The sequence below is a fragment of the Marinobacter sp. Hex_13 genome (assembly GCF_001566815.1).
Taxonomy (GTDB): Bacteria; Pseudomonadota; Gammaproteobacteria; order Pseudomonadales; family Oleiphilaceae; genus Marinobacter; species Marinobacter salarius.
Genome location: NZ_LSMM01000024.1, coordinates 43,117 through 63,713 on the forward strand (window position 1 = coordinate 43,117; position 20,597 = coordinate 63,713).

General features: G+C 58.2%; 18 protein-coding genes. 11 read left to right on the forward strand and 7 right to left on the reverse strand.

Annotated features, from left to right (window positions below; genetic code table 11):
* The first annotated feature begins 148 nt into the window (after positions 1-148).
* Genes AXW11_RS05365 through astB form a run of 5 tightly spaced genes read left to right on the forward strand, consistent with a single transcriptional unit; the run spans position 149 to position 6,352 of the window.
* Positions 149-1,366, forward strand: a complete 1,218-nt coding sequence (locus AXW11_RS05365; RefSeq protein WP_036208689.1) for an aspartate aminotransferase family protein — start codon at positions 149-151, stop codon at positions 1,364-1,366.
* Between the two features lie 50 nt (positions 1,367-1,416).
* Complete coding sequence (locus AXW11_RS05370; RefSeq protein ID WP_075194352.1) at positions 1,417-2,433, forward strand: arginine N-succinyltransferase; 1,017 nt, start codon at positions 1,417-1,419, stop codon at positions 2,431-2,433.
* Between the two features lie 37 nt (positions 2,434-2,470).
* On the forward strand, positions 2,471-3,517 hold the full coding sequence (gene astA, locus AXW11_RS05375) for an arginine N-succinyltransferase (RefSeq protein WP_075194353.1): 1,047 nt from the start codon (positions 2,471-2,473) through the stop codon (positions 3,515-3,517).
* Positions 3,518-3,522: 5 nt separating this feature from the next.
* Positions 3,523-4,998 carry a succinylglutamate-semialdehyde dehydrogenase gene (astD, locus tag AXW11_RS05380; RefSeq protein WP_091644267.1) on the forward strand — a complete coding sequence of 492 codons (1,476 nt, stop codon included), beginning with the start codon at positions 3,523-3,525 and terminating at the stop codon, positions 4,996-4,998.
* A 13-nt stretch (positions 4,999-5,011) separates the two neighbouring features.
* Positions 5,012-6,352 carry an N-succinylarginine dihydrolase gene (gene astB, locus AXW11_RS05385; RefSeq protein ID WP_091644255.1) on the forward strand — a complete coding sequence of 447 codons (1,341 nt, stop codon included), beginning with the start codon at positions 5,012-5,014 and terminating at the stop codon, positions 6,350-6,352.
* A 21-nt stretch (positions 6,353-6,373) separates the two neighbouring features.
* On the opposite strand, the gene AXW11_RS05390 is transcribed toward astB, so the two are convergent.
* Positions 6,374-7,015, reverse strand: coding sequence for a TetR/AcrR family transcriptional regulator (locus tag AXW11_RS05390; RefSeq protein ID WP_091644252.1), 642 nt, complete (start codon positions 7,013-7,015; stop codon positions 6,374-6,376).
* Between the two features lie 163 nt (positions 7,016-7,178).
* Between AXW11_RS05390 and AXW11_RS05395 the strand changes: the two genes are divergently transcribed.
* Entirely contained in the window at positions 7,179-8,258 is a 1,080-nt protein-coding gene (locus tag AXW11_RS05395) for an efflux RND transporter periplasmic adaptor subunit (protein ID WP_091644264.1), read from the forward strand.
* Positions 8,258-11,287 carry an efflux RND transporter permease subunit gene (locus AXW11_RS05400; protein WP_091644249.1) on the forward strand — a complete coding sequence of 1,010 codons (3,030 nt, stop codon included), beginning with the start codon at positions 8,258-8,260 and terminating at the stop codon, positions 11,285-11,287. The genes AXW11_RS05395 and AXW11_RS05400 overlap by 1 nt, the downstream gene beginning before the upstream one ends.
* 2 nt (positions 11,288-11,289) lie before the next feature.
* Here the strand turns inward: AXW11_RS05400 and astE are convergent, their stop codons facing one another.
* The 6 genes from astE to AXW11_RS05430 form a co-directional block, all read right to left on the reverse strand.
* Entirely contained in the window at positions 11,290-12,309 is a 1,020-nt protein-coding gene (astE, locus tag AXW11_RS05405; protein WP_091644247.1) for a succinylglutamate desuccinylase, read from the reverse strand.
* 38 nt (positions 12,310-12,347) lie between these two features.
* A complete protein-coding gene (locus AXW11_RS05410) occupies positions 12,348-13,070 on the reverse strand; it encodes an ABC transporter permease (protein ID WP_075194359.1) in 723 nt (240 codons plus the stop codon).
* A gap of 3 nt (positions 13,071-13,073) precedes the next feature.
* On the reverse strand, positions 13,074-13,778 hold the full coding sequence (locus tag AXW11_RS05415) for an ABC transporter permease (protein WP_036208713.1): 705 nt from the start codon (positions 13,776-13,778) through the stop codon (positions 13,074-13,076).
* A 51-nt stretch (positions 13,779-13,829) separates the two neighbouring features.
* Positions 13,830-14,582, reverse strand: a complete 753-nt coding sequence (locus AXW11_RS05420) for a transporter substrate-binding domain-containing protein (protein ID WP_091644244.1) — start codon at positions 14,580-14,582, stop codon at positions 13,830-13,832.
* Positions 14,583-14,717: 135 nt separating this feature from the next.
* Positions 14,718-15,488, reverse strand: a complete 771-nt coding sequence (locus tag AXW11_RS05425; protein ID WP_091644241.1) for an ABC transporter ATP-binding protein — start codon at positions 15,486-15,488, stop codon at positions 14,718-14,720.
* Positions 15,489-15,641: 153 nt separating this feature from the next.
* Positions 15,642-16,400: an FCD domain-containing protein gene (locus AXW11_RS05430; protein ID WP_091644238.1), complete on the reverse strand. Its 759-nt coding sequence runs from the start codon at positions 16,398-16,400 to the stop codon at positions 15,642-15,644.
* 249 nt (positions 16,401-16,649) lie between these two features.
* On the opposite strand from AXW11_RS05430, the gene dctP reads away from it, so the two are divergent.
* From dctP to AXW11_RS05450, 4 genes are all read left to right on the forward strand, one after another.
* On the forward strand, positions 16,650-17,789 hold the full coding sequence (dctP, locus tag AXW11_RS05435; protein WP_075194361.1) for a TRAP transporter substrate-binding protein DctP: 1,140 nt from the start codon (positions 16,650-16,652) through the stop codon (positions 17,787-17,789).
* A gap of 98 nt (positions 17,790-17,887) precedes the next feature.
* Positions 17,888-18,601 (forward strand): TRAP transporter small permease subunit, encoded by a 714-nt coding sequence (locus AXW11_RS05440; RefSeq protein WP_075194362.1) that lies wholly within the window; start codon positions 17,888-17,890, stop codon positions 18,599-18,601.
* Positions 18,598-20,136, forward strand: coding sequence for a TRAP transporter large permease (locus tag AXW11_RS05445; protein ID WP_051946996.1), 1,539 nt, complete (start codon positions 18,598-18,600; stop codon positions 20,134-20,136). Before AXW11_RS05440 ends, AXW11_RS05445 begins: the two co-directional genes overlap by 4 nt.
* A gap of 19 nt (positions 20,137-20,155) precedes the next feature.
* Positions 20,156-20,581: a GlcG/HbpS family heme-binding protein gene (locus AXW11_RS05450; RefSeq protein WP_007153417.1), complete on the forward strand. Its 426-nt coding sequence runs from the start codon at positions 20,156-20,158 to the stop codon at positions 20,579-20,581.
* The last annotated feature ends 16 nt before the right edge of the window (positions 20,582-20,597 follow it).

The window sequence follows — 20,597 nt, forward strand, 5'->3', positions numbered from 1 at the left end:
CACTTGCGTCCCAGTGTTCCACCAAGTGACAGTGAGTCTTGTATGCAGTAAACCGGCCGGGAAGGAATGGTGAGTGCAACGGATGTGCTCATGCCCTGAGTGGCGTATGATTAAATGTACCTTTTCATGTTTTGTTTGAGAGACACCGATGAACAGAGAACCTGTCAGCCGTGAGTTGTTCGATGAGGTAATGGTCCCCAACTATGCACCCGGGTCTGTGATTCCCGTCAAGGGTGAAGGCTCCCACGTATGGGATCAGGAGGGTAAGGAATACATCGACTTGGCGGGCGGCATTGCGGTGACCTGCCTCGGGCATAATCATCCCGGCCTTGTTGGTGCTTTGATGGAGCAGGCCGAAAAAATCTGGCACCTGTCTAATGTCATGACCAACGAGCCTGCCCTGCGGTTGGCCAAGACCCTGTGTGATCTGACCTTTGCCGAACGTGTGTTCTTTGCCAATTCCGGTGGCGAGGCCAACGAGGCCGCGTTCAAGCTGGCCCGGCGTTACGCCTGGGAACATTTCGGCCCGGAAAAGAATGAAATCATCTCCTTCAAGAGCTCGTTCCACGGCCGCACCCTGTTTACGGTCAGCGTCGGTGGCCAGCCCAAGTACCTTGAAGGTTTTGAGCCTGCGCCAGGCGGCATTCATCACGCCGATTTCAACGATCTGGAGTCGGTCCGGAAATTGATCTCCAAGGACAAGACCTGTGCAGTGGTAGTAGAGCCTATTCAGGGTGAAGGTGGCGTCATGCCCGGCGATCCGGAATTTCTTAAGGGCCTGCGCCAACTCTGTGACGAAAACGATGCCTTGTTGGTGTTCGACGAAGTCCAGTCCGGCGTTGGCCGCACCGGACACCTCTATGCCTACCAGATGTATGGTGTAACGCCGGACATCCTGTCCACGGCCAAGGGGCTTGGTGGTGGCTTCCCGGTGGCGGCGATGCTGACCACAGAAAAGGTGGCGAAAAGCCTGGGTATCGGTACCCATGGCAGCACTTATGGCGGGAACGCCCTGGCCTGTGCTGTTGCCCAACGGGTGATTGATACGGTGAGCCAGCCAGACATCCTCAAGGGCGTCGGGGCGCGTTCGGAGCGCCTGCGGAAGCGGATGATGGACATTGGTGAGCGCTATGGCATCTTCAGTGAGGTTCGTGGCTCTGGCTTGCTGCTCGGCTGTGTACTGACGGAAGAGTGGAAAGGCAAGGCGAAGGAATTTCTCAATGCCGGCCTGAACGAGGGCGTGATGGTGTTGATTGCCGGCCCGAATGTCGTGCGGCTTGCGCCGTCACTGATCATTCCAGAGCCTGATATTGATGAAGCGCTGGCCCGGTTTGAGGCTGGTGTGAAAAAGGTTTGTGGTAAGTAGCAGACGTTAACCCACGATATTAACCACAAGCATGAATACGGGAGCCGCCTATGTGGTTGGTACGTCCGGCTCAGCCGGGTGACCTGAACGACATACTCGACATCGCGGGGGGGCAGGGCCCCCGGATGTCATCCACCCTGCCCAAAAAACAGGACGCGCTGTCCGCCAAGATTGAACAATCCACCCGCTCCTTCGCCGGCACGAACAAGCCCGACGAACCGAAGCGGTTTTTGTTTGTCCTGGAGGATACCGGTACCGGCAAGGTCCAGGGCGTATCCGGCATTGATGCGCGAGCCGGCAATGGGCAGCCGTTCTACAATTACCGGCAAGATGCGCTTATCCACGCGTCCCATGAGCTGGGCGTCTCCCGTCGCGTGGAGGTTCTATACCCGTCCCATGCCCTGACGGACCACACGCTGCTGTGCTCCTTCGCCATCAGATCCGAGTTGCGTGGCACCGATGCGTTCGAATTGCTGTCCCGCGCCAGGATGCTGTTTATCGCCAGCCATCGCACGTTGTTCACGGATCACGCGGTTGTCGAGATCCAGGGTGTGCAGACGGAAGACGGCGAGGTGCCGTTCTGGGACAGCCTGGGGCGGCACTTCTTCAATATGGATTTTGAAACCGCGGACCAATATTCCGGGTTGTTGAGCAAAACCTTTATTGCAGAACTGATGCCGCCCAACCCGATCTACGTCACGCTGCTCAGCCAAGCTGCTCAGGATGCGCTTGGGCAACCTCACTCACAAACCCAGGCGACGTACGAGTTACTTCAGTGCGAAGGGTTCCGGGCTGGATGCTATCTCGATATCTTCGATGCCGGGCCGGTACTGGAAGCTCGCACCGATGCGCTCAGGTCTGTTGTGACCAGTCATCCGAAAACCCTGCATGCCGCCCATACTGACGATGGCGAAACCTGCCTGATTTGTGGTGGTGAGGGCGGGGATTTTCGCAGCACGCTGACCCCGCTCTCGGAGAGCCTGCAGGACCAAGTGAAAGTGCCGCCGAAAACCTGGGAATACCTGGGCCTGAGCTCCGGTGACACGGTACGGGTGACACCATTATGAACAGGGCAAGCACAGCAAGCACAGACAGGAGGCCGGAATGCTGGTAATCCGACCCTTGCAGGAGAACGACCTCGACGCCCTGTACGCCATGGCACAGGGCGCCGGAAAGGGATTGACGACATTGCCCGCGGATAGGGCACTGCTGGCAAGGAAGATCCAGCATGCGCAGGAAACCTTCAACCAGCGCTGCGCACCTGAGGCTGGCTTGTACCTGTTTGCTCTCGAGGATACCGAGCTCAAACGGTGTGTGGGCATCAGCGGCATACAGGCGCGAGTGGGCCTGGATGAGGTGTTCTATAATTACCGACTGAGCGTGACGGTGAATGCGTCCCGCGAGCTGGGCGTGCATGTGCGCACCCCGACGCTGCACCTGTCCAATGACATGACCGGTACCACAGAGGTGTGCTCTCTGCTGCTTTCGAGCTCCCATCGGGGCGGTGGCACCGGCCTGCTGTTGTCCCGCTGCCGGTTCATGTTCCTGGACGACTTCCGCTCGCATTTCTCCGAAAAAGTCTTCGCTGAAATGCGGGGAGTGTCCGACAGCAACGGCCAGAGCCCGCTGTGGGATGCTCTTGGGAGCAAGTTTTTTGACATGGAGTTTAGTGAGGCGGACATGTTGTCGGGCCTTGGCAATAAATCGTTCATTGCTGAACTGATGCCCAAATACCCCATCTACCTGCCGATGTTACCGGACGCTGCACGGGCCGTGATTGGTCGCGTGCATGAAAACACCGCGCCGGCGCTGAAAATGCTGCAGGCGGAAGGCTTCAACTTCAATGGCATGGTGGACATCTTCGATGGTGGCCCGGCGGTTGAGGCTTTTATTCACAGTATTCGTACCGTGCGCGAAGGTATAAACCGCCACGTTATGATCCGCAAGAAACCGCTGGTGACGGATGTCCCGGCGGAGCAACAGGTAATGATATCCAACCGCTCGTTCCGGGACTTTCGGGTAACCACCATACCGGCCGAGTGCATAGGACTCGATACTGTCAGTATTCCGGCCGATGTGGCCGAGGCGCTGGAAGTTGAATCCGGAGACCTCGTGCGGCTGGCCCCTTTGAAAGATACCGGAAGGAGGTAATGACAATGGCAAACCTGACAGGTCAACTCTTTATTGATGGACTCTGGCTGGAAGGCCATGGCGACTTTTTCGAATCCCTCCAGCCGGTCACCGGAGAGACGGTCTGGGATGGCGTCAGCGCCAGCATCGAAGACGTGGACGCCGCCGTGCGCGAAGCCCGCTCAGCGTTTGTCCACTGGCGCAAGCGTCCGTTCAGTGAGCGCCAGGCCCTGGTGGAAAAATTTGGCACGCTGTTGGAGGAACACAAGGAAGAACTTGCGCACCAGATCGGCTCGGAAACCGGAAAGCCCCTGTGGGAATCCCGCACCGAAGTGGCAGCGATGATAGGCAAGATCGGAATCTCCGTTGCCGCCTATCACGATCGCACCGGCCACTCCGAATCCGACGTTGCTGGCGGCCATGCTGTATTACGGCATCGCCCCCATGGCGTGGTGGCAGTGTTCGGTCCCTATAATTTCCCCGGGCATCTGCCCAACGGGCATATCGTACCGGCGTTGCTGGCAGGCAACACCGTGGTGTTCAAACCCAGTGAACTAACCCCCGGTGTCGCCGAGCTGACCGTGAAGTTGTGGGAAAAAGCCGGCCTTCCTCCCGGCGTCATCAACCTTGTGCAGGGGGCGATGCCGACCGGTAAATCCCTGTCGTCACATCCGGGCGTTGACGGGCTGTTCTTCACCGGCAGTTCCACGGTAGGACACCTGCTGCACAAGCAGTTTGGTGGTCAGCCCGAGAAGATCCTGGCGCTGGAGATGGGCGGCAACAATCCGCTGATCGTCCAGAATGTGCATGACCTGGATGGCGCGGTGCATCACGCCCTCCAGTCCGCCTTCCTGTCGGCGGGTCAGCGTTGCACCTGCGCACGTCGTTTACTGGTACCAAAGGGTACCAAGGGCGACCAGTTCCTGGAGCGCTTTGTTGAAGTGGTCAGCCGCATCACCGTGGGCGATTTCGATGCGGAGCCGCAACCGTTCATGGGGTCGGTAATTTCGAAAGAAGCGGCCGACAAGCTGTTGGCGGCCCAGAACAGCCTGGTGACGAAGGGTGGGCAACTGCTACTGGAGATGCGGAGTCTGCGGGAAGGCACCGGCCTGTTGTCACCGGGCATTGTGGACGCAACCGGCCTGGACTTGGTGGATGAGGAATTCTTCGGCCCGTTGCTGACGGTATACCGCTACAAGAGCTTTGACGAGGCCCTGGAGCTTGCGAACAACACCCGCTATGGACTCTCGGCGGGCATCCTGACCGATGACCACAAACTCTACGAGCGACTGACGGACGAAGTGCGCGCGGGCATCGTCAACTGGAACCGGCCGTTGACGGGCGCCAGCAGTGCCGCGCCGTTCGGTGGTGTCGGGGCCAGCGGCAACCATCGCCCCAGTGCCTACTACGCCGCCGATTACTGTGCCTGGCCGATGGCCTCGCTGGAGGCGAAGAAGAGCGAAGTGCCGGACAGCCTGGCACCCGGGTTAAATTTCGACTGACGGAAGACGAGTCATGGCCAAGCACGCAGTAGAAGCCAATTTTGATGGCCTGGTAGGGCCTACCCATAACTATGCCGGGCTGTCATGGGGCAATGTGGCGTCCAAGTCCAACGTTCGCTCGGTGTCCAATCCGAAGGAAGCCGCCCTGCAGGGGCTGGCGAAAATGAAGCGTCTGGCGGATCGCGGTTTTGTCCAGGGTGTTCTGCCACCCCATGAACGCCCGCATATTCCGACCTTGCGGGCATTGGGGTTTACCGGTTCGGACCGCGACGTTCTCAGCGAGGCCGCCAAACAGAGCCCGTCCATCCTGGCGGCGGCATCATCGGCCTCCACCATGTGGACGGCCAACGCCGCTACGGTGTCGCCGAGTGCGGATACCTCCGATCACCGCGTGCATTTTACGCCGGCAAACCTGAGCGCCAAGTTCCATCGCTCTATTGAGCATGTGGTCACCGGCCGGGCACTGAAATCCATCTTCGCGGACGACGCCTGGTTTGCCCACCATCCGGCGCTGCCGTCGGTCAGCCAGTTTGGTGATGAAGGCGCCGCCAACCACACCCGTCTGTGCGGCGGGTATGGTGAGCCGGGCGTTGAACTGTTCGTATACGGCCAGATCGCCTTCAACGAACAGGCTCCGGCCCCGAAACTGTATCCTGCACGCCAGACATTGGAGGCCTCCCAGGCCATCGCCCGCCTGCATGGCCTGAAAGACAGCCACGTGGTGTTTGCCCAGCAGAACCCCGCTGCGATTGATGCCGGGGTGTTCCACAACGACGTTATCGCCGTCGGTAATGGCAACGCTCTGTTCTACCATGAGCTGGCGTTTCTGGATGAAGAAACCGTGCTGGCTGATATCCGCTCGCGCCTGACAGGTGCAGAACTGGAAGCCGTGCGTGTCACCAGTGAGCAGGTGCCGCTGGAGGACGCTGTGGCCTCCTACCTGTTCAACAGTCAGTTGCTGAATACGCCCGATGGCATGATGCTGGCGGTGCCGGGTGAATGCCGTGAAATTGCGTCGGTCAGCCGCTATCTGGACGAGTTGGTGAACGACTCGGGGCCGATTACGTCGGTGGAGGTTTTCGACGTCAAACAGTCCATGCGCAACGGTGGCGGCCCGGCATGTTTGCGTTTGCGGGTGGTACTGAACGACGACGAACTCAAGGCCATGCACCACGGCGTATTGCTAACCGACTCCCTGTATGAACGCCTGACTACCTGGGTCGAGGCGCATTACCGGGAGGAGTTGTCGCAGGAGGATCTGGGCGACCCGATGCTGCTTGACGAAGTCCGCAAGGCTCTGGATGAGCTGACCGGGATTCTTGGGCTTGGGTCTATCTACGATTTTCAGCTCTGATCCGGTTATCGTCCTCTTTTCTCAGGACGAGATAGAGGACGTCAGCATCTCCATAGTATGACGGATCAGTGATTCCTCAGAAAAGTTGCCCTCCAGATCGCTCTCAGTTATTTCGCTCTGGCATAGCATGATGACGCCATGGAGGGCGCCACGGAGGTAGAGCGCGGTTTCAACCGGATTGTGGATACGCTCGCGGTTCATGGTGCCGTCTTCCAGCCCCAGGTGTATCGCGCCGACCATCAGCTCCATGGTTTCTGCCTTGCAGCCAAACATCTCGCCTGCCAGCTCATCATCTGCGTCGACCATCGCCGTGGAGGCTGTTGTCAGTGCGGAGAAGTAATCCGGCTGCTCGCGGTAGAAGTTGTAATAGGCCACTCCCATGGCGGATATCTGAGCCAGCCCGGTGTCCGCCGTCTGGCGAGCCTCCTCGAAGCGGCGGCACAGGCTGTGGCCGGCACGAAGCATGATGCCGCGCTGGATCGCCGCCTTGTCCTTGAAGTACACGTACAGCAATGCACGGCTGAGCGCGGCCGTGCGCGCGATGTCGTCCATGGATGTGCGCTCGTAGCCCTTCTCCGAAAACACCAGTTCCGCAGCATCCAGAATGCTGTCGTACCTGGCCTGCTTCTCTTTCTCTCTACGGGTTTTTAACGGCTCACTCATAGGGGGTTCCGGGTAATGGAGACTGCCATCTCATGATACATGGTTAGGGATGAAATCCGATTATTGACAAATTGTCAAAAAATGACATTATGTCTGATAATGAACTTTTGTCCACCGGATGGATGATGAAAAACACCGTGACCATGGAAGAGAGGACTTCTCAATGAACATCGCCCGGCGCTCCGCCATCGTTTCCCTCTTGGCCGCTGCAAGCCTCCTTGTCAGCGCCTGTAAATCCAGTGAACCGGCGCCTGAGCAGGGCGCTGCCCCGGTAACAGTGCGTGCTGCCGAGGTGACGGGCGGCCAGACGGAGGGCGTGTCGCTGCGCTTTTCCGGTATCGTTCGGGCGGCCCAGCGGGCAACGCTGACGTTCCAGGTGAGTGGCACCCTTCGAGAACGCGCGGTTGAACTGGGGCAGACCGTCAAGACCGGTGACCTGCTGGCGCGGGTATATAACCCCGCACTGGAACCGGCACGGGATTCCGCAGCTGCCCGGCTGGACGAACTCAGAACCCAATATGATCAGGCCAAACGGGAGTGGGAACGCTCCCGCCAACTGCACGAGCGCGGGGTCGTTTCGGAGCAGGGACTTGAGCAACTGGCTTCCCGGCGGGACAGCCTGAAAGCCAGTATGGCAACGGCCGAAGCATCTCTTGCCGAGGCCACACGCTTACTGCGAGAGAGTGAACTGAGGGCGCCGTTCGACGGCCGGGTTGAAGCCTTGCTGGTGGAACGGGATGAGTTTGTGGCCTCCGGCCAGCCGGTGATGCGTCTGTCGTCCCCGGAGGGACGCGAAGTGGAAGTGCGGGTACCGGCGTACATGCTTAACCATGTGTCGCTGTCGCAACTGCTGCCGGTCTGGTCGGTGCAGGATCGTAACCGTGCGCCAGTCACCGGCTCCATTGTGGAAATTGCCCAGCCCGGAGGTGTTCGCGGCGAGCTCCATCCGGTGCTGGTCAGCCTGCCGGCAGATACCCTGGAACCCGGGGAGCCGGTGGAAGTGGGTATTACGCCCCGTGAAACCGTGGCCACGACGGTGCCGTTGTTGTCAGTGATGAAATCCAACGGAGGCGCCAGCGTGTTCCGCATTTCCGATGGCGTTGCCCACCGTGTGCCGGTGACGGTGCAGCGGATTATCGGTGAGCGTGTAGTGGTGGATGCCTCCGATCTTAGCGCTGGTGATCAGGTGGTCTTTGCCGGCATGACCCGTATTTCCGACGGTGATGCCGTGGAGGTGCGCTGATGTCACTGCGCCTGCTGAACTTTCAACGCTTGCTGGGCATGGTGGTGACCATGCTGTGTCTCCTGGGGATTGCGGCCTACAGCACCATGCCGCGCCAGGAAGATCCTTCATTTCCCTATCGCGCCGGTCTGATTAGCATCAACTACCCAGGCGCCAGCGCCGAAGCCGTTGAGCGGTTGGTACTGCAGCCATTGTCGGACGAGTTGCGCCAGGTGGAGGAGGTCGATTACTCCCAGGCCACTGCCCGCACCGGTGTGGCGATTTTCAACGTGCGCCTGAATGACACCATCTACGATACCGATTCCGCCTGGGATCGTGTCCGCCAGGCCATGGACCGGGCGCGCCTGGATTTTCCCGATGACGTCGGCCAGATGGTGCTGGACGACCGCCTGATTGATATTCCTGCCATTATTCTTGCGGTCAGCGGTTCTGGTTCGGTTACCGAACTGAGCGACGTGGCAGAGCGCCTGAAACAGAATCTGGCGGACATTTCCGGCGTGTCCCGTATTGAACTGGAGGGTGACGCGGACGAACAGATCACCCTGGCGCTGGACGACGCAGCTATGTACCGACTGGGCATTTCTCCCGCACGCGTGCTGGACACGTTGGCGCGCCGCAACCAGACCACGCCGGGTGGTTTTGTTATCGCCGACGGTCGTCGTCTGTCGGTGTTGCCAAACAGCGAATTCACCAGTGTGGATGCCATTCGTGCGACGCCTATTGAACTGCCGGACGGCTCCCAGGTGCCCCTCGCCGCGGCTGCTGAAGTCTGGCGTGGCCCAGCGGAGCCCCGGCAACCGGAAGCCTGGTACGACGGTGAAAGAGTGGTGCTGGTTTCCATGATCATGGAAGAGGGCAGTACCGACGCCATTCGGTTTGGCGAACGTGTGCGGGAACGGCTATCGACGATCCGTGACGAGTTCTCTCCCTACGACATCCGCGAGATGTTCTTCCAGCCCGATAAGGTGGAAGAGCGGCTCGACAACCTGGCCTGGAGCCTGGTGATGTCCGTTATCATCATTGTGGCCGTGGTGTTCACCGGTATGGGCATCCGCATGGGGTTGCTGGTGGCGTCGATCCTGCCGATGGTGGCGTTGATCAGTATCGGCCTTTATGACCTGGGTGGTGGTGTACTGCACCAGATTGCTGTCATCGGCATGGTGATTTCCCTCGGTATCCTGATCGACAATGCCATTGTGATTGTCGAGAGCATTCAGGGATACCTGGATGACGGCATGCGACGGTTGGACGCCCTGAAGCAATCTGTGAAAGAGCTGGCGGGGCCGTTGGGAGCCTCCACGGGTACTACCATTGCGGCGTTCATGCCGTTGTTGCTGTCCAAGGGTGGGACGGCGGATTTCACCCGTGGTGTGCCGGTGATGATCATGCTCACCCTCTCCGTCAGTTACCTGCTGGCTGTGTCCGCCGTACCACTGCTGGCGGCCCGCTTCCTGAAACCCCGCAAGGCAGACACGCGCGAAGACAAGCTGGTTGGGCTTTCCCGTTTTCTCGGCGCCCTGGTGGCGAGGCGTCCGGGCACTTTGATCCTTGCGGGTACGGCGCTGGTGGTGTTCAGCCTGTCACTCACGCCATTCATGAAACAGCAGTTTTTCCCCAACGCGGATCGTCCCCAGGTGGTGGTTGAGCTTTACATGCCCGAAGGCACGGACCAGGAGCGCACGTCCAGTGTGGCGGCCGACCTTGAGCGTGCTATCCGCACCCGACCGGAGGCCCTGGAGGTGCATCGGTTTGTTGGTTTTACCGGCCCCAGCTTCTATTACAATCTGCAGCGCGAGCCCCAGGCGCCGAACCGCGGGCGAATCGTGGTATCAACGCCCACCCTGGAAGACACCACCGGCCTGGTACAGTGGATTCGCGACTGCGCCGGGCACGAAATGCCGGAATTGCAGCTAACGGCGGGAATCTTGGGGCAGGGGCCGCCACGGGCAGCGCCGGTGGAAGTGCGGGTTTATCATGCCAACGACGACACCCGCGCGCGTGCCGTGGAACAGGTATTCTCGGCGCTACGCAGCGTTAAGGGCACAGTAGATGTGCGCCACAACCTGGATATCGGCGTACCGAGCATTGCCATCAATGTGGACGATGCCAGCGCGGCCCGTTACGGCCTGAACCGTGCCGATGTTGCCCAAAGCCTCTATGGTCAGAGCTTTGGTGTGGTGGCTGAACAGTATCGCCAGGAGGAGGACCCGATTCCCCTGGTGTTGCGCTCCCGGGAAGGCACAAGCTTGTCATTGCCACGGTTGTTGTCGGTGAATATCTACAATGATCGGGGCGACGCGGTGCCTCTTTCCGCTATTGCCTCGGTGGAAACGTCCTGGCAATCGGCGGCCCTGTTCCAGCGTAATGGCACCCGAATGAACACCGTCTGGTCCAACCTGATGGCAGGTTACAGCTTCAGTCAGGCCCTGGAAGGGCTGGAAGCAAGGCTTGCGGAAAACCCCCTGCCACCGGGTACACGGCTGGACATGGGCGGTGACGCCGAGGGCTCCGGCGATGCCAACAACGCCTTGCTGACCACGGCGCCTATTGGTGTGCTGCTGTTGCTGTTCTTCCTGTTAATTCAGTTCAATTCCTTCCGACGTGTCGGCATCATCCTGCTCACCGTGCCACTGGCCACCGTGGGTATCTTCCCGGGGTTGGTATTCTCCGGCTCGCCGTTTGGTTTCCAGTCGCTGCTGGGTGTCATCGCACTGGTGGGGATTGTGGTGAACAATGCCATCGTACTGCTGGATGTGATGGATCGACAGTTAGAGAAAGGGGATGGCATTCGGGATGCGGTTCGCAAGGCGGTGGAGCAGCGCACACGGCCTATCCTGCTGACCACTGCGACCACCGTTGCCGGCTTGTTGCCGTTGGCGTTCTCCAGCTCCACACTGTGGCCGCCGATGGCCTGGGCCATTATCTCCGGCCTGCTGGCGTCTACAGTGTTGACGTTGCTGGTGGTGCCGTCGGTCTGTACCCACGTGATCAGCTGTAAGGTGGCAGAACCAGAGAACGCTCCTGCCTGACGCTAGCGGGTGGGCCTGATCATCAGGCCTACCCGCTGGCCAACGGGTACGTCGCGGTTCGGGAACACAATGCCTTCGGGTGTGTCGCCTACCGTGTATCGGGTGTTACTGTCTTCCCAGATGACCGTGCCCGGGTCGTACATGGTGAAGTTGGCGACGTCGTCTGGCACGTGGAACTGGAAGCTGTCACCGGTGTTCAGGATTTCATGCACCACTTCAAACACTGTTATCGGTGCTGCCCCCTTATCCCTTTTCGGCGGTTCCTCGCCTTTCAGTCGGCGCCGCAAGGCATTGGCAATGCCCGTGAAGCGGCTGAGGTCGTTCTGCCCGAAAGGCCGTACCTTGCCAAGTTCCACAGTGAAGCTTTCTGCTCCCAGTTCGGACGAGGAAAACGAGGCGAAGGTGGTGCCTTCACGATGCTGCAATAGCAGGGTTTCCACCTCTGCCTCCAGCAGGAAATCAATCTGCCCATCCGGAATGTCCCGTCCCTCCACAAACGGATAGAGGGCGAACTTCTCCCGCAATGACGGGCGAATGGCGGTGTGCAGGTCGTAGTGGCACACATTGGCAGAGTGTTTGGTGGCGAAGGCCCTGCAGGCGTCCTCCAGCAACCGGGCCCGCTCCGCCTCGGGAAAGTTCCGGTATTCCGGTTTACGGTGGGCGCCACCGAACAGGCGGTTGAGGTTCACGTCAATAAAGCGCTGGCCAGCATCCATCGCCATTGGGTTGCCAAGTATCAACAGCGCCGGGCAGGCCAGTTGCCATTGACCGTCGATCAGCTCATTCAACAGATGGTTCAGAACCTCAATGGGCGCGGTTTCATTCCCATGGATGCCAGCGGAAACAATCAGCGACTCATTGTTGGGGTTGGGGCGCCCAGTAGGGGGTTCCAGATAGAGGAGCCCGGAGTCCTGCAACTGCAACCCCGTGCCGTCGTCCAGAACAACAATCTTTTCCGATGTTGCGTGCTCTGTTCGCGTGAGCGTGTGAGAAAGCCAATCAAGGCCAGGACCAAAAATCATTTCAGCTGCGCTCCGGACGTCCCTGCACTGTGGATTTGTCAGCCACTCACCGGCCGTTGATGTTGCAACAGATAGTTTTCCAGCTTGCGGAAAGCAAACACCAACATAAACGTCAAAACCATGTAGAGCAGCGCCACAAAGATAAACGCATCAAAGGGGGCGTAGAATCGGGAATAAATGTTCCGCGCCGCCCCGGTCAGGTCCACCAGGGTCACCACGCTGGCAATGGCACTGGCGTGAAGCATGAAAATGACTTCGTTGGAGTATGCCTGCACACCCCGCCTCGCCGCGCTCGGCAGGATAATCCGGCGCATCCGCAGTGCCCAGCTCATGCCATAGGCCTTTGCCGCCTCAATCTCCCCACTGGGTGTGGCTACAATGGCACCCCGGATAATCTCCGTGGTGTAGGCGGCGGTATTCAGTGTGAACGCCAGCAGGGCCGGGTAGAAAGCTTCACGGAAGATGTCCCACCAGAAGGTTTGCTGGATACCCTCTATCTGGGCCAGGCCGTAGTAAATGATGTACAGCTGGATCAACAACGGTGTGCCCCGGAAAATATAGGTATAGAACCAGACCGGGCCGTTGATCAGTGGGTTCTTCGAGGTGCGCATGATCGCCAGGGGAACGGCAACCAGCAGGCCCAGGATCAGTGACAGAAATACCAGTTGAACGGTAGTGACCAGCCCGCCCCAGTATTCCATGATGGTGGGGGCGGTGAAGATATCGTTCTGGTTAAGCAGTTCAGCAAGAAATTCAGGCATGGTTCAGCTCCCCTGTACCACGCCAATATTGGCGCGCTTGTTGAGCCACTTGATAAACAGCTCGGAACCGGCTGTCAGGCTGAGGTAAACAAACGCCACCGGAATAAAGAAATGGAATGGCATGCGCTCGGCCTTGGCGGCTTCTTCGGCGACACGCACCATATCGGTCAGGCCGATGATGGAGACCAGTGCGGTGGTTTTGAGCAGTACCTGCCAGTTATTGCCGATGCCAGGAAGGGCATGGCGCAGCATCTGCGGCAATATGATTCGGTGAAACGTGCGCCAGCGGCTGAAACCGTAGGCACGGGCCGCTTCAATCTGACCGCTCTCCACGGCGAGAAAGGCACCACGGAACGTCTCCGCCATGTAGGCACCGAAGATCAGGCCAATGGTGATGACACCGGAGATAAAAGGGTCAAACTGGAAGAAGAAGTCTATGTCGTAGGCGTCGTAGAGGTAATCCGACAGGTTATTAACCGCGACCTGGCCGCCATAGTAAAACAGCAACATCATGACCAGATCCGGTACGCCACGGATCAGGGTGGTATACGTGGTCGCAATCCCAATGGCTACCCGGCTTTTGGACAGCTTGGCGGAAGCGCCAATCAGCCCCAGAACCAGCGCGAGAGCAAGGGAAAAGAAGGCCAGTTCAATGGTGACCACAGCCCCTTCCAGCAGGGCCGGGCCGTAGCCTTTCAAGTCAATCATGGGTACATCCGGTAAGCGGGGGCAGCAAAAAACGCTGCCCCCGGGCCAGTTTTACATCTTGATGTCGTAAGCGAAGTACTTTTCCATGATGGTGTCGTAGGTACCATCTTCCTTCAGGGTGGCAAGCGCCTCGTTGACTTCCTGCGCCAGATCCTCGTCACGCTTGCGCATGGCGACGCCCACGCCCTGGCCGAGTTTGACCGGCTCGCCAACTTCCTTGAAGCCATCCTTGCTCAGGACGGTCTGCTCACCAACCGGGTAGTCCACAAAGACCACGTCCAGGCGCTGGCCTTCCAGGTCAAGGACCATGTCGTCAGCGGTGGTGTAGCGCTTGATGGTCACAACGCCACCCATTTTTTCGGTCACAAAGGTGTCCATGGTGGTGCCGCGCTGTACGCCAACGGTCATCCCTTCCATGGCGGCCATGTCAGTGACGTCGGTGTTGAAGCTTTCGGGGCCGAACCAGCCACCCGGAGTGTTGTAGTACGGCTCGGAGAACAGCACACGCTCAGCACGTTCGGGCGTAATGGACATGGAGGACATGATCAGGTCGAACTTGCGCGCCAGCAGGCCCGGAATCATACCGTCCCATGCCTGGATAACGAATTCGCAGTTGGCGTTCATCTCTTCACACATGGCTTCGGCCAGTTCCACTTCGAAACCGGTCAGTTCGCCGTTTTCATCCTTGTATTCGAACGGCTCGTAGGGCACGTCGAAGGCGATGCGAAGGTTACGTTCCTGGGCGTGGGCGACACCGGCCATCATGGCCAGGGCGACGCTTGCTGCAACAATCAGTTTTCTCATGAGTCACTTCTCCAGTAGTCAGCCTTGTGGGCTTTATTATCGGCAGTGGTCTGCCTTATTTTGCTGGTTTTGGCATTTACTTCCGGGGCGGATCTGCCCCGACAAGGAAACATGGTTTCAAGATAGCACTGCACGTCAGAACTTTGGAGCCAGAAACTGCTTCATTCTTTCTGAATCCGGATTGTCGAAGACTTTGTCCGGTGTACCTTGCTCCTCGATCACGCCCTGATGCAAAAACAGGACCTGGGATGACACATCCCGCGCAAACGACATTTCGTGGGTTACCACGATCATGGTTCTGCCTTCTTCCGCGAGGTTCTGCATGACTTTCAAAACCTCACCAACGAGCTCTGGGTCGAGCGCGGACGTGGGTTCGTCAAACAGCATCACTTCCGGCTCCATGGCCAGGGCACGGGCAATGGCGGCCCGCTGTTGCTGCCCGCCTGACATCTGGGCCGGGTAGTAGTCCTTGCGCTCGTAGATGCCGACCTTTTCAAGATAGGCTTCGGCCCTTTCGATGGCTTCTTTTCTGGGCACTTTGAGCACGTGAATAGGGGCTTCAATGATGTTTTCCAGCACGGTCATGTGAGACCAGAGGTTGAAGCTCTGGAAGACCATGGAAAGCCGGGCGCGAATCAGTTCAACTTGCCTGTTGTCCGCCGGAATCCGCTCGCCCTTGCGGTTGGTGGTGAACCGAATCGGGTCGCCGTGCACGATAATGTCGCCGGAGGTGGGTGTCTCGAGCATGTTGATACAGCGCAGAAACGTACTCTTACCGGAGCCGGAGCTGCCGATCAGGGAAACGACATCCCCCTTCTTTGTTTCCAGTGAAATGCCCTTGAGGACTTCCAGTTGATCAAAGGTCTTGTGGATGTCCTTGCAGATCAGAGGCGCTGAATCCGCCATAGGTGGCTCCCGAGGCTATATAACAAAGGCGCAAGTTTTACGGGCTGTGGATGCGGAAATCAATCCCCCTAAAGCGGGGTTTTTCTGTTTTTCATTACACATACCGCGTGTTAATTGTGGATTATTGAACGTTTGATGCAAGCTTTTTGCCGTTTATGCCCGTTGTGGTGGCTTTTCCGATGTTGCCGATGCGTGCAGGGAGACCCGGATAATGGCCGTTCCCTGTTGCTCGATCGTACGCATGGCGTCACTGACAAAACGCACATGGGCCATGGCGATGCGTTTTGCCGCCTCAGGCTTTCCTGCCATCACCGCCTGGTAGATTCGCTTGTGTTGCCGGGAGATCTTGTTGCGCATTTCCTCACGCGGATTCAGGTTGGCCACGGAGGCTTCCACCGTCAACAGCATGAGGTTCTTCAAGCCATTCAGAACATGCACCAGGACCGGATTGTGGGACGCTTCCACGATGGCCTGATGGAAACTGTGATCCGGCCGGGCGTTGGTGAGTGGGTCGGTCTGTTCGAGTGCGGAGTAGGCCTTGGTGATGCGATGAAGGTCCAATGCAGTGGCACGTTGTGCCGCCAGATAGGCGGCCTGGCCCTCCAGCTGTTCTCTTACTTCCAGCAGGTCATACAGGGTTCGCGGGTGGCCGGTAAACATCTGCAGCAGCGGGCTGTCCTCGCCGTCCTCTTCACCGCCGGGCACAATTCGGGCTACGAAAGAGCCCTTGCCATGCCGGGTCTCAATCACGCCCCGCCCCTGTAACTCGTGCAGGGCTTCGCGGATGATGGCGCGGGACACGCCAAGCCGGGTAGCCAGTTGTCGTTCCGACGGCATTTTCTGTTCCGGCGCCAGCCCGCCGTCGAGAATGAGCCGTTCGAGTCGATAGGAAATTTCCTGTGCGATTGCCATGATGTTTCCTGCCAGGAGTCACTGGTCGGACCAGTTGTTTTTATCGTGCCTTGAATTAAAGAAACCCTTTCGGGACCAGTAAATATGGCTCATTACAGCGTTTTCGTCTATCGGGCATTTACAAAACTGGTCTGACCAGTTGGCAATTTTCTGGACTAAACCCGGCAGGACTACGAATATCGATCTAATGCCAGCTGTTGCTGGTGTTGACGTGACCCCGATAAAAACAATGTCAACGGAGATGTGGCGATGAATACCAACAAGAACAGCGAGCAATTAAGCGCTCCGGATACGCAGTCTGGAAACGTTGCCCCGCGGCGAGGTTTCCTGAAGTCATTCGCACTTGCCGCTGCCTTCTGCGGTGTGGCCATTGCAGGCGCTGGCCAGGCCCAGGCTGCAACCACCTGGAAGATTCAATCAGTATGGGACGCTGGCACCGTAGGCTATGACCTGTTCGAGGAATGGGCCAACAGCATGGAGGAGAAATCCGGTGGCGAGCTGATCATCAAGCCGTACCCGGCCAAATCGGTTGCCGCGGATAACAACGCCCTTTTCGAGGCGGTGCGCAACGGCGTTCTGCAGGGTATGAATCCCTTTACCCTGTACTGGTCCGGAAAGATTCCGGCCTCCGTTTTCCTGTCGTCCTACCCGGCCGGTCCCGATCAGCCGCACCAGTGGGACATCATGTTCTATTCCATGGGCATGCTGGAAAAGACCCGTGAGATCTACAAGAAATTCGGTCTGTTTTACGTGGGCCCGATTCAACACGACGCCAACATCATTCACTCCAAGAAGCCGGTGAACAGCCTGGCAGATATGGAAGGCATGAAGATGCGTGTGCCTGGCGGCATGGTCGCTGAGGTGTTCCAGCAGTTTGGCGTGTCCACGGTGAGCCTGCCGGGTTCGGATATCTTCCCGGCTTTGGAGAAGGGCACCATCGACGCTGCTGACTACGTCGGCCCTGCCGTGAACTACGAGCTGGGTTTCTCCCAGGTGACCGACTACATCATGTTCGGGCCTCCTGGTGTTATGTCCATCTACCAGCCGGTGGACCTGATGGACCTGACCGTCAACCTGCGTGCGTGGAATGCGCTGGACCCAGAGCTTCAGCAATTGGTTGAGGACGAGGTTCGCATCTACTCACAGAAGCACTACCTGACCATTCAGAAGCGCAACATCGAAGCGATGGAGAAGTTCAAAGAGGATGGCTCGAAGGTGACACGTCTGAGCCAGGAAGACCTGGAAAAGTTCCGGAAGGCTGCGATCCCGATCTGGTTCAACTGGGCCGGAAAGAACGAGGATGCCAGGGCGATTCTGGATATCCAGCTTGAGTACATGATGAACGAGACCGTTGGCTACCTCAACGAGGAAGACATCAAAGGCATGTAAGCCGGCAAAACCATAATAAACCGATCACGGGGAAGGCAGGGAGTGCGCCGACGGCACGCTCGCTGCCTTCCCCGCTCTGTGATTAAAGGTGATAAAACATGTCTGACCTGAGTGCGTTCGGCTTTGTATTGCCTCACTGGTTCTACTGGGGCTGGCTGGCGGTTATGCCGCTGATCATGATGGCGCTGGACCGTTGGTTGTCCCAACGGGGTGTGGAAGCCATCGACAAAAATGCCGAGGCCAACCAGAAGCTTCAACAGATTGAAGCGGAACTGAAAAAAAGCGTTGATTACAGTGATGCGAATAACTGGTTCACCAAGGCGGTGGACTGGATCAGCGAGAAATCCGGTGTCTTTATTTCCTTCTGGACCGTGAACGCGGTGGTGTTCTATTTCTTCGAAGTGGTGATGCGCTATCTGTTCAACCAGCCCACCATCTGGGTACACGAGGCCAGTTTTCTACTGTTCGGCATGCAGTACCTGATGGCGGGTGCGTTTGCATTGCTTCACGGTGCCCATGTGCGGGTTGACGTGGTTTACAACTTCCTGCCACTTCGGGGCCGCGTGGGCATGGATATTTTCACGTCCATGTTCTTCTTCATGTTCGCGATTGCGTTGATGATTACCTCCTGGACCTTCCTTGAGAACTCTTATTCCATGGACGAACGAACCGTTGAGACATGGGGCATTCAGTACTGGCCGGTGAAGGGCGTTATGCTCCTCGGGTCGACGCTGCTGTTCCTGGCGGGCCTGTCCAAACTGCTCAAGGACATCACTATCTTCATTAAACTCGGCCGGGAGCAACACGCATGAGCACAGAAACCATGACCAACCAGGGCACGGGTTCGCTGATCGGCAAGCTCGGCACCTGGCTGATGATCATCGCCACGATTGCCCTTGCTTTTGTCGTGTTGGTGGAAGTCATCAATATCCTGTTTTACGACCCCTGGAGCGACGAAAAATTCCTGTTCAAGCTCTCCGGCATGCTGTCGGACGTGAAGATTGGTCCGCTGACCTACATCATGTTTGGCTCCCTGGCGGTGCTGTTGATGATGGGGCTGCCGCTGGCCTTTGTGACCGGTGGCCTGGGCGTGGCGTTTATCTATCTGGTGGGCGACTCGATGATGCTGAACATCATCCCCAGCCGGATCTTCCCGATGATGACCAACTCGGACCTGGCAGCGATCCCCCTGTTCATCTTCATGGCCTCCATGCTGGAACGGGCCGGCCTGATCGAAGAGATGTTCAACGTGGTCTACAAGTGGATGGGCGGCCTGGGTGGCGGCCTGGCCATTGCCACCATACTGGCCTCCACGATTCTGGCCGCCATGGTCGGGGTTATTGGTGCGGCTGTGGTGACTATGGGCATTATTGCGCTACCGGCGATGCTCAAACGCGGGTACGACCAGAAGATCGCGTTGGGCTCGATCATGGCCGGGGGCACACTGGGCATCCTGATCCCGCCTTCCATCCTGGCGATCCTTTATGCGGTTGTGGCGCAGCAGTCAGTAGGTGAGTTGTACCTGGGCTCAGTGATTCCGGGGCTGATTCTGGCTGGCCTGTACGTGATTTATGTGGGTACCCGCGCGTGGCTCAATCCGGAACTCGGGCCGCCAGTGCCGGAGGAAGAGCGGATTGGCCTCAAGGAAAAACTCCTGCTGCTGAAAGACCTGATCGCCCCACTGGTACTGGTATTCCTGGTGCTGGGCTTGCTGTTTGGCGGTGTTGCGACTCCCGTTGAGGCGGCCGGTATCGGTTCTTTCGGGGCGATCCTGGTGGCCATGAAACACAAGGTATTCTCTGTCGCCACACTGCGTGATGCGTCGGTCACCACCGCCAAGGCTTCGGCGATGGTGCTGTGGATCATGTTTGGTGCATCGGTGTTTGTCGGGTTCTACATCCTGCAGGGTGGTCAGGACTTCATTACCGAAACCATCCTCGGTATTGGTCTGTCGCCCTACGCCGTTCTGCTGTTGTTGATGGTGCTGCTGGTGGTGCTGGGCATGTTCCTTGACTGGGTGGGTATTCTGCTTCTGGCTGTGCCCATTTTCATTCCGATTGTCGAGGCGCTGGAATTCCCTGGCCTGCTGGGTTTCCCGGCCGTGCCCGGTGAGGACGTGGTGCTGTGGTTTGGTGTGCTCTATCTGGTGAACATGCAGATGTCGTTCCTGAGCCCGCCGTTCGGCTACGCACTCTTCTACATTCGGGGCGTGTGTCCGCCGGATATCACCATGGGCACAATCTTCAAGTCGTCCCTGGTATTTCTTGCTATTCAGGCATTCGGTTTGTTTATCTGTGTGCTCATTCCGGGCGTCGTTACCTGGCTGCCCAATCTGGTTTATGGCTAATAAAGAGGAGTAATTGCTCATGTTGACGGTTAAACGACTTGATCTGGCGGACGCCAGAATACTCATCGAAGGTGCGGCGGAGAAGGCGCGCGAGATCGGCGTACCCATGTGTATCGCCATCACCGACGAGTCCGGCAATTTGATCGCGTTCGAACGCATGGACGGCGGCAAGATCACCAGCGTGACCATTGCCCAGGACAAGTCTTTCACCGCATCAGCGGCGAAAAAGGCGACACACGATTACAACGCCGTGAACGTACCCGGCAAGCTGGCTTTCGGCATCCATACTGAAGTGGGTGGGCGTATCAGTTCTGTCGGTGGTGGCCTGCCGGTGATGGTCGATGGCGAGGTTGTTGGCGGTATCGGTATCAGCTCTGGCACCCCCCAACAGGATATGGACTGTGCCCAGGCAGGGATTGATCACTTTGAAACCAAACGCGGTTGATGGCTGTCTCACTGAA

Bases quoted from the DNA above. Each gene is read 5' to 3' on its own strand.
- astD (WP_091644267.1), top strand. From the start codon at position 3,523: ATGGCAAACCTGACAGGTCAACTCTTTATTGATGGACTCTGGCTGGAA.
- AXW11_RS05390 (WP_091644252.1), bottom strand. From the start codon at position 7,015: ATGAGTGAGCCGTTAAAAACCCGTAGAGAGAAAGAGAAGCAGGCCAGG.
- AXW11_RS05410 (WP_075194359.1), bottom strand. From the start codon at position 13,070: ATGCCTGAATTTCTTGCTGAACTGCTTAACCAGAACGATATCTTCACC.
- AXW11_RS05365 (WP_036208689.1), top strand. From the start codon at position 149: ATGAACAGAGAACCTGTCAGCCGTGAGTTGTTCGATGAGGTAATGGTC.
- AXW11_RS05430 (WP_091644238.1), bottom strand. From the start codon at position 16,400: ATGGCAATCGCACAGGAAATTTCCTATCGACTCGAACGGCTCATTCTC.
- AXW11_RS05440 (WP_075194362.1), top strand. From the start codon at position 17,888: ATGTCTGACCTGAGTGCGTTCGGCTTTGTATTGCCTCACTGGTTCTAC.
- astE (WP_091644247.1), bottom strand. From the start codon at position 12,309: ATGATTTTTGGTCCTGGCCTTGATTGGCTTTCTCACACGCTCACGCGA.
- astB (WP_091644255.1), top strand. From the start codon at position 5,012: ATGGCCAAGCACGCAGTAGAAGCCAATTTTGATGGCCTGGTAGGGCCT.
- AXW11_RS05415 (WP_036208713.1), bottom strand. From the start codon at position 13,778: ATGATTGACTTGAAAGGCTACGGCCCGGCCCTGCTGGAAGGGGCTGTG.
- AXW11_RS05370 (WP_075194352.1), top strand. From the start codon at position 1,417: ATGTGGTTGGTACGTCCGGCTCAGCCGGGTGACCTGAACGACATACTC.
- AXW11_RS05445 (WP_051946996.1), top strand. From the start codon at position 18,598: ATGAGCACAGAAACCATGACCAACCAGGGCACGGGTTCGCTGATCGGC.
- astA (WP_075194353.1), top strand. From the start codon at position 2,471: ATGCTGGTAATCCGACCCTTGCAGGAGAACGACCTCGACGCCCTGTAC.
- AXW11_RS05400 (WP_091644249.1), top strand. From the start codon at position 8,258: ATGTCACTGCGCCTGCTGAACTTTCAACGCTTGCTGGGCATGGTGGTG.
- dctP (WP_075194361.1), top strand. From the start codon at position 16,650: ATGAATACCAACAAGAACAGCGAGCAATTAAGCGCTCCGGATACGCAG.
- AXW11_RS05420 (WP_091644244.1), bottom strand. From the start codon at position 14,582: ATGAGAAAACTGATTGTTGCAGCAAGCGTCGCCCTGGCCATGATGGCC.
- AXW11_RS05425 (WP_091644241.1), bottom strand. From the start codon at position 15,488: ATGGCGGATTCAGCGCCTCTGATCTGCAAGGACATCCACAAGACCTTT.
- AXW11_RS05450 (WP_007153417.1), top strand. From the start codon at position 20,156: ATGTTGACGGTTAAACGACTTGATCTGGCGGACGCCAGAATACTCATC.
- AXW11_RS05395 (WP_091644264.1), top strand. From the start codon at position 7,179: ATGAACATCGCCCGGCGCTCCGCCATCGTTTCCCTCTTGGCCGCTGCA.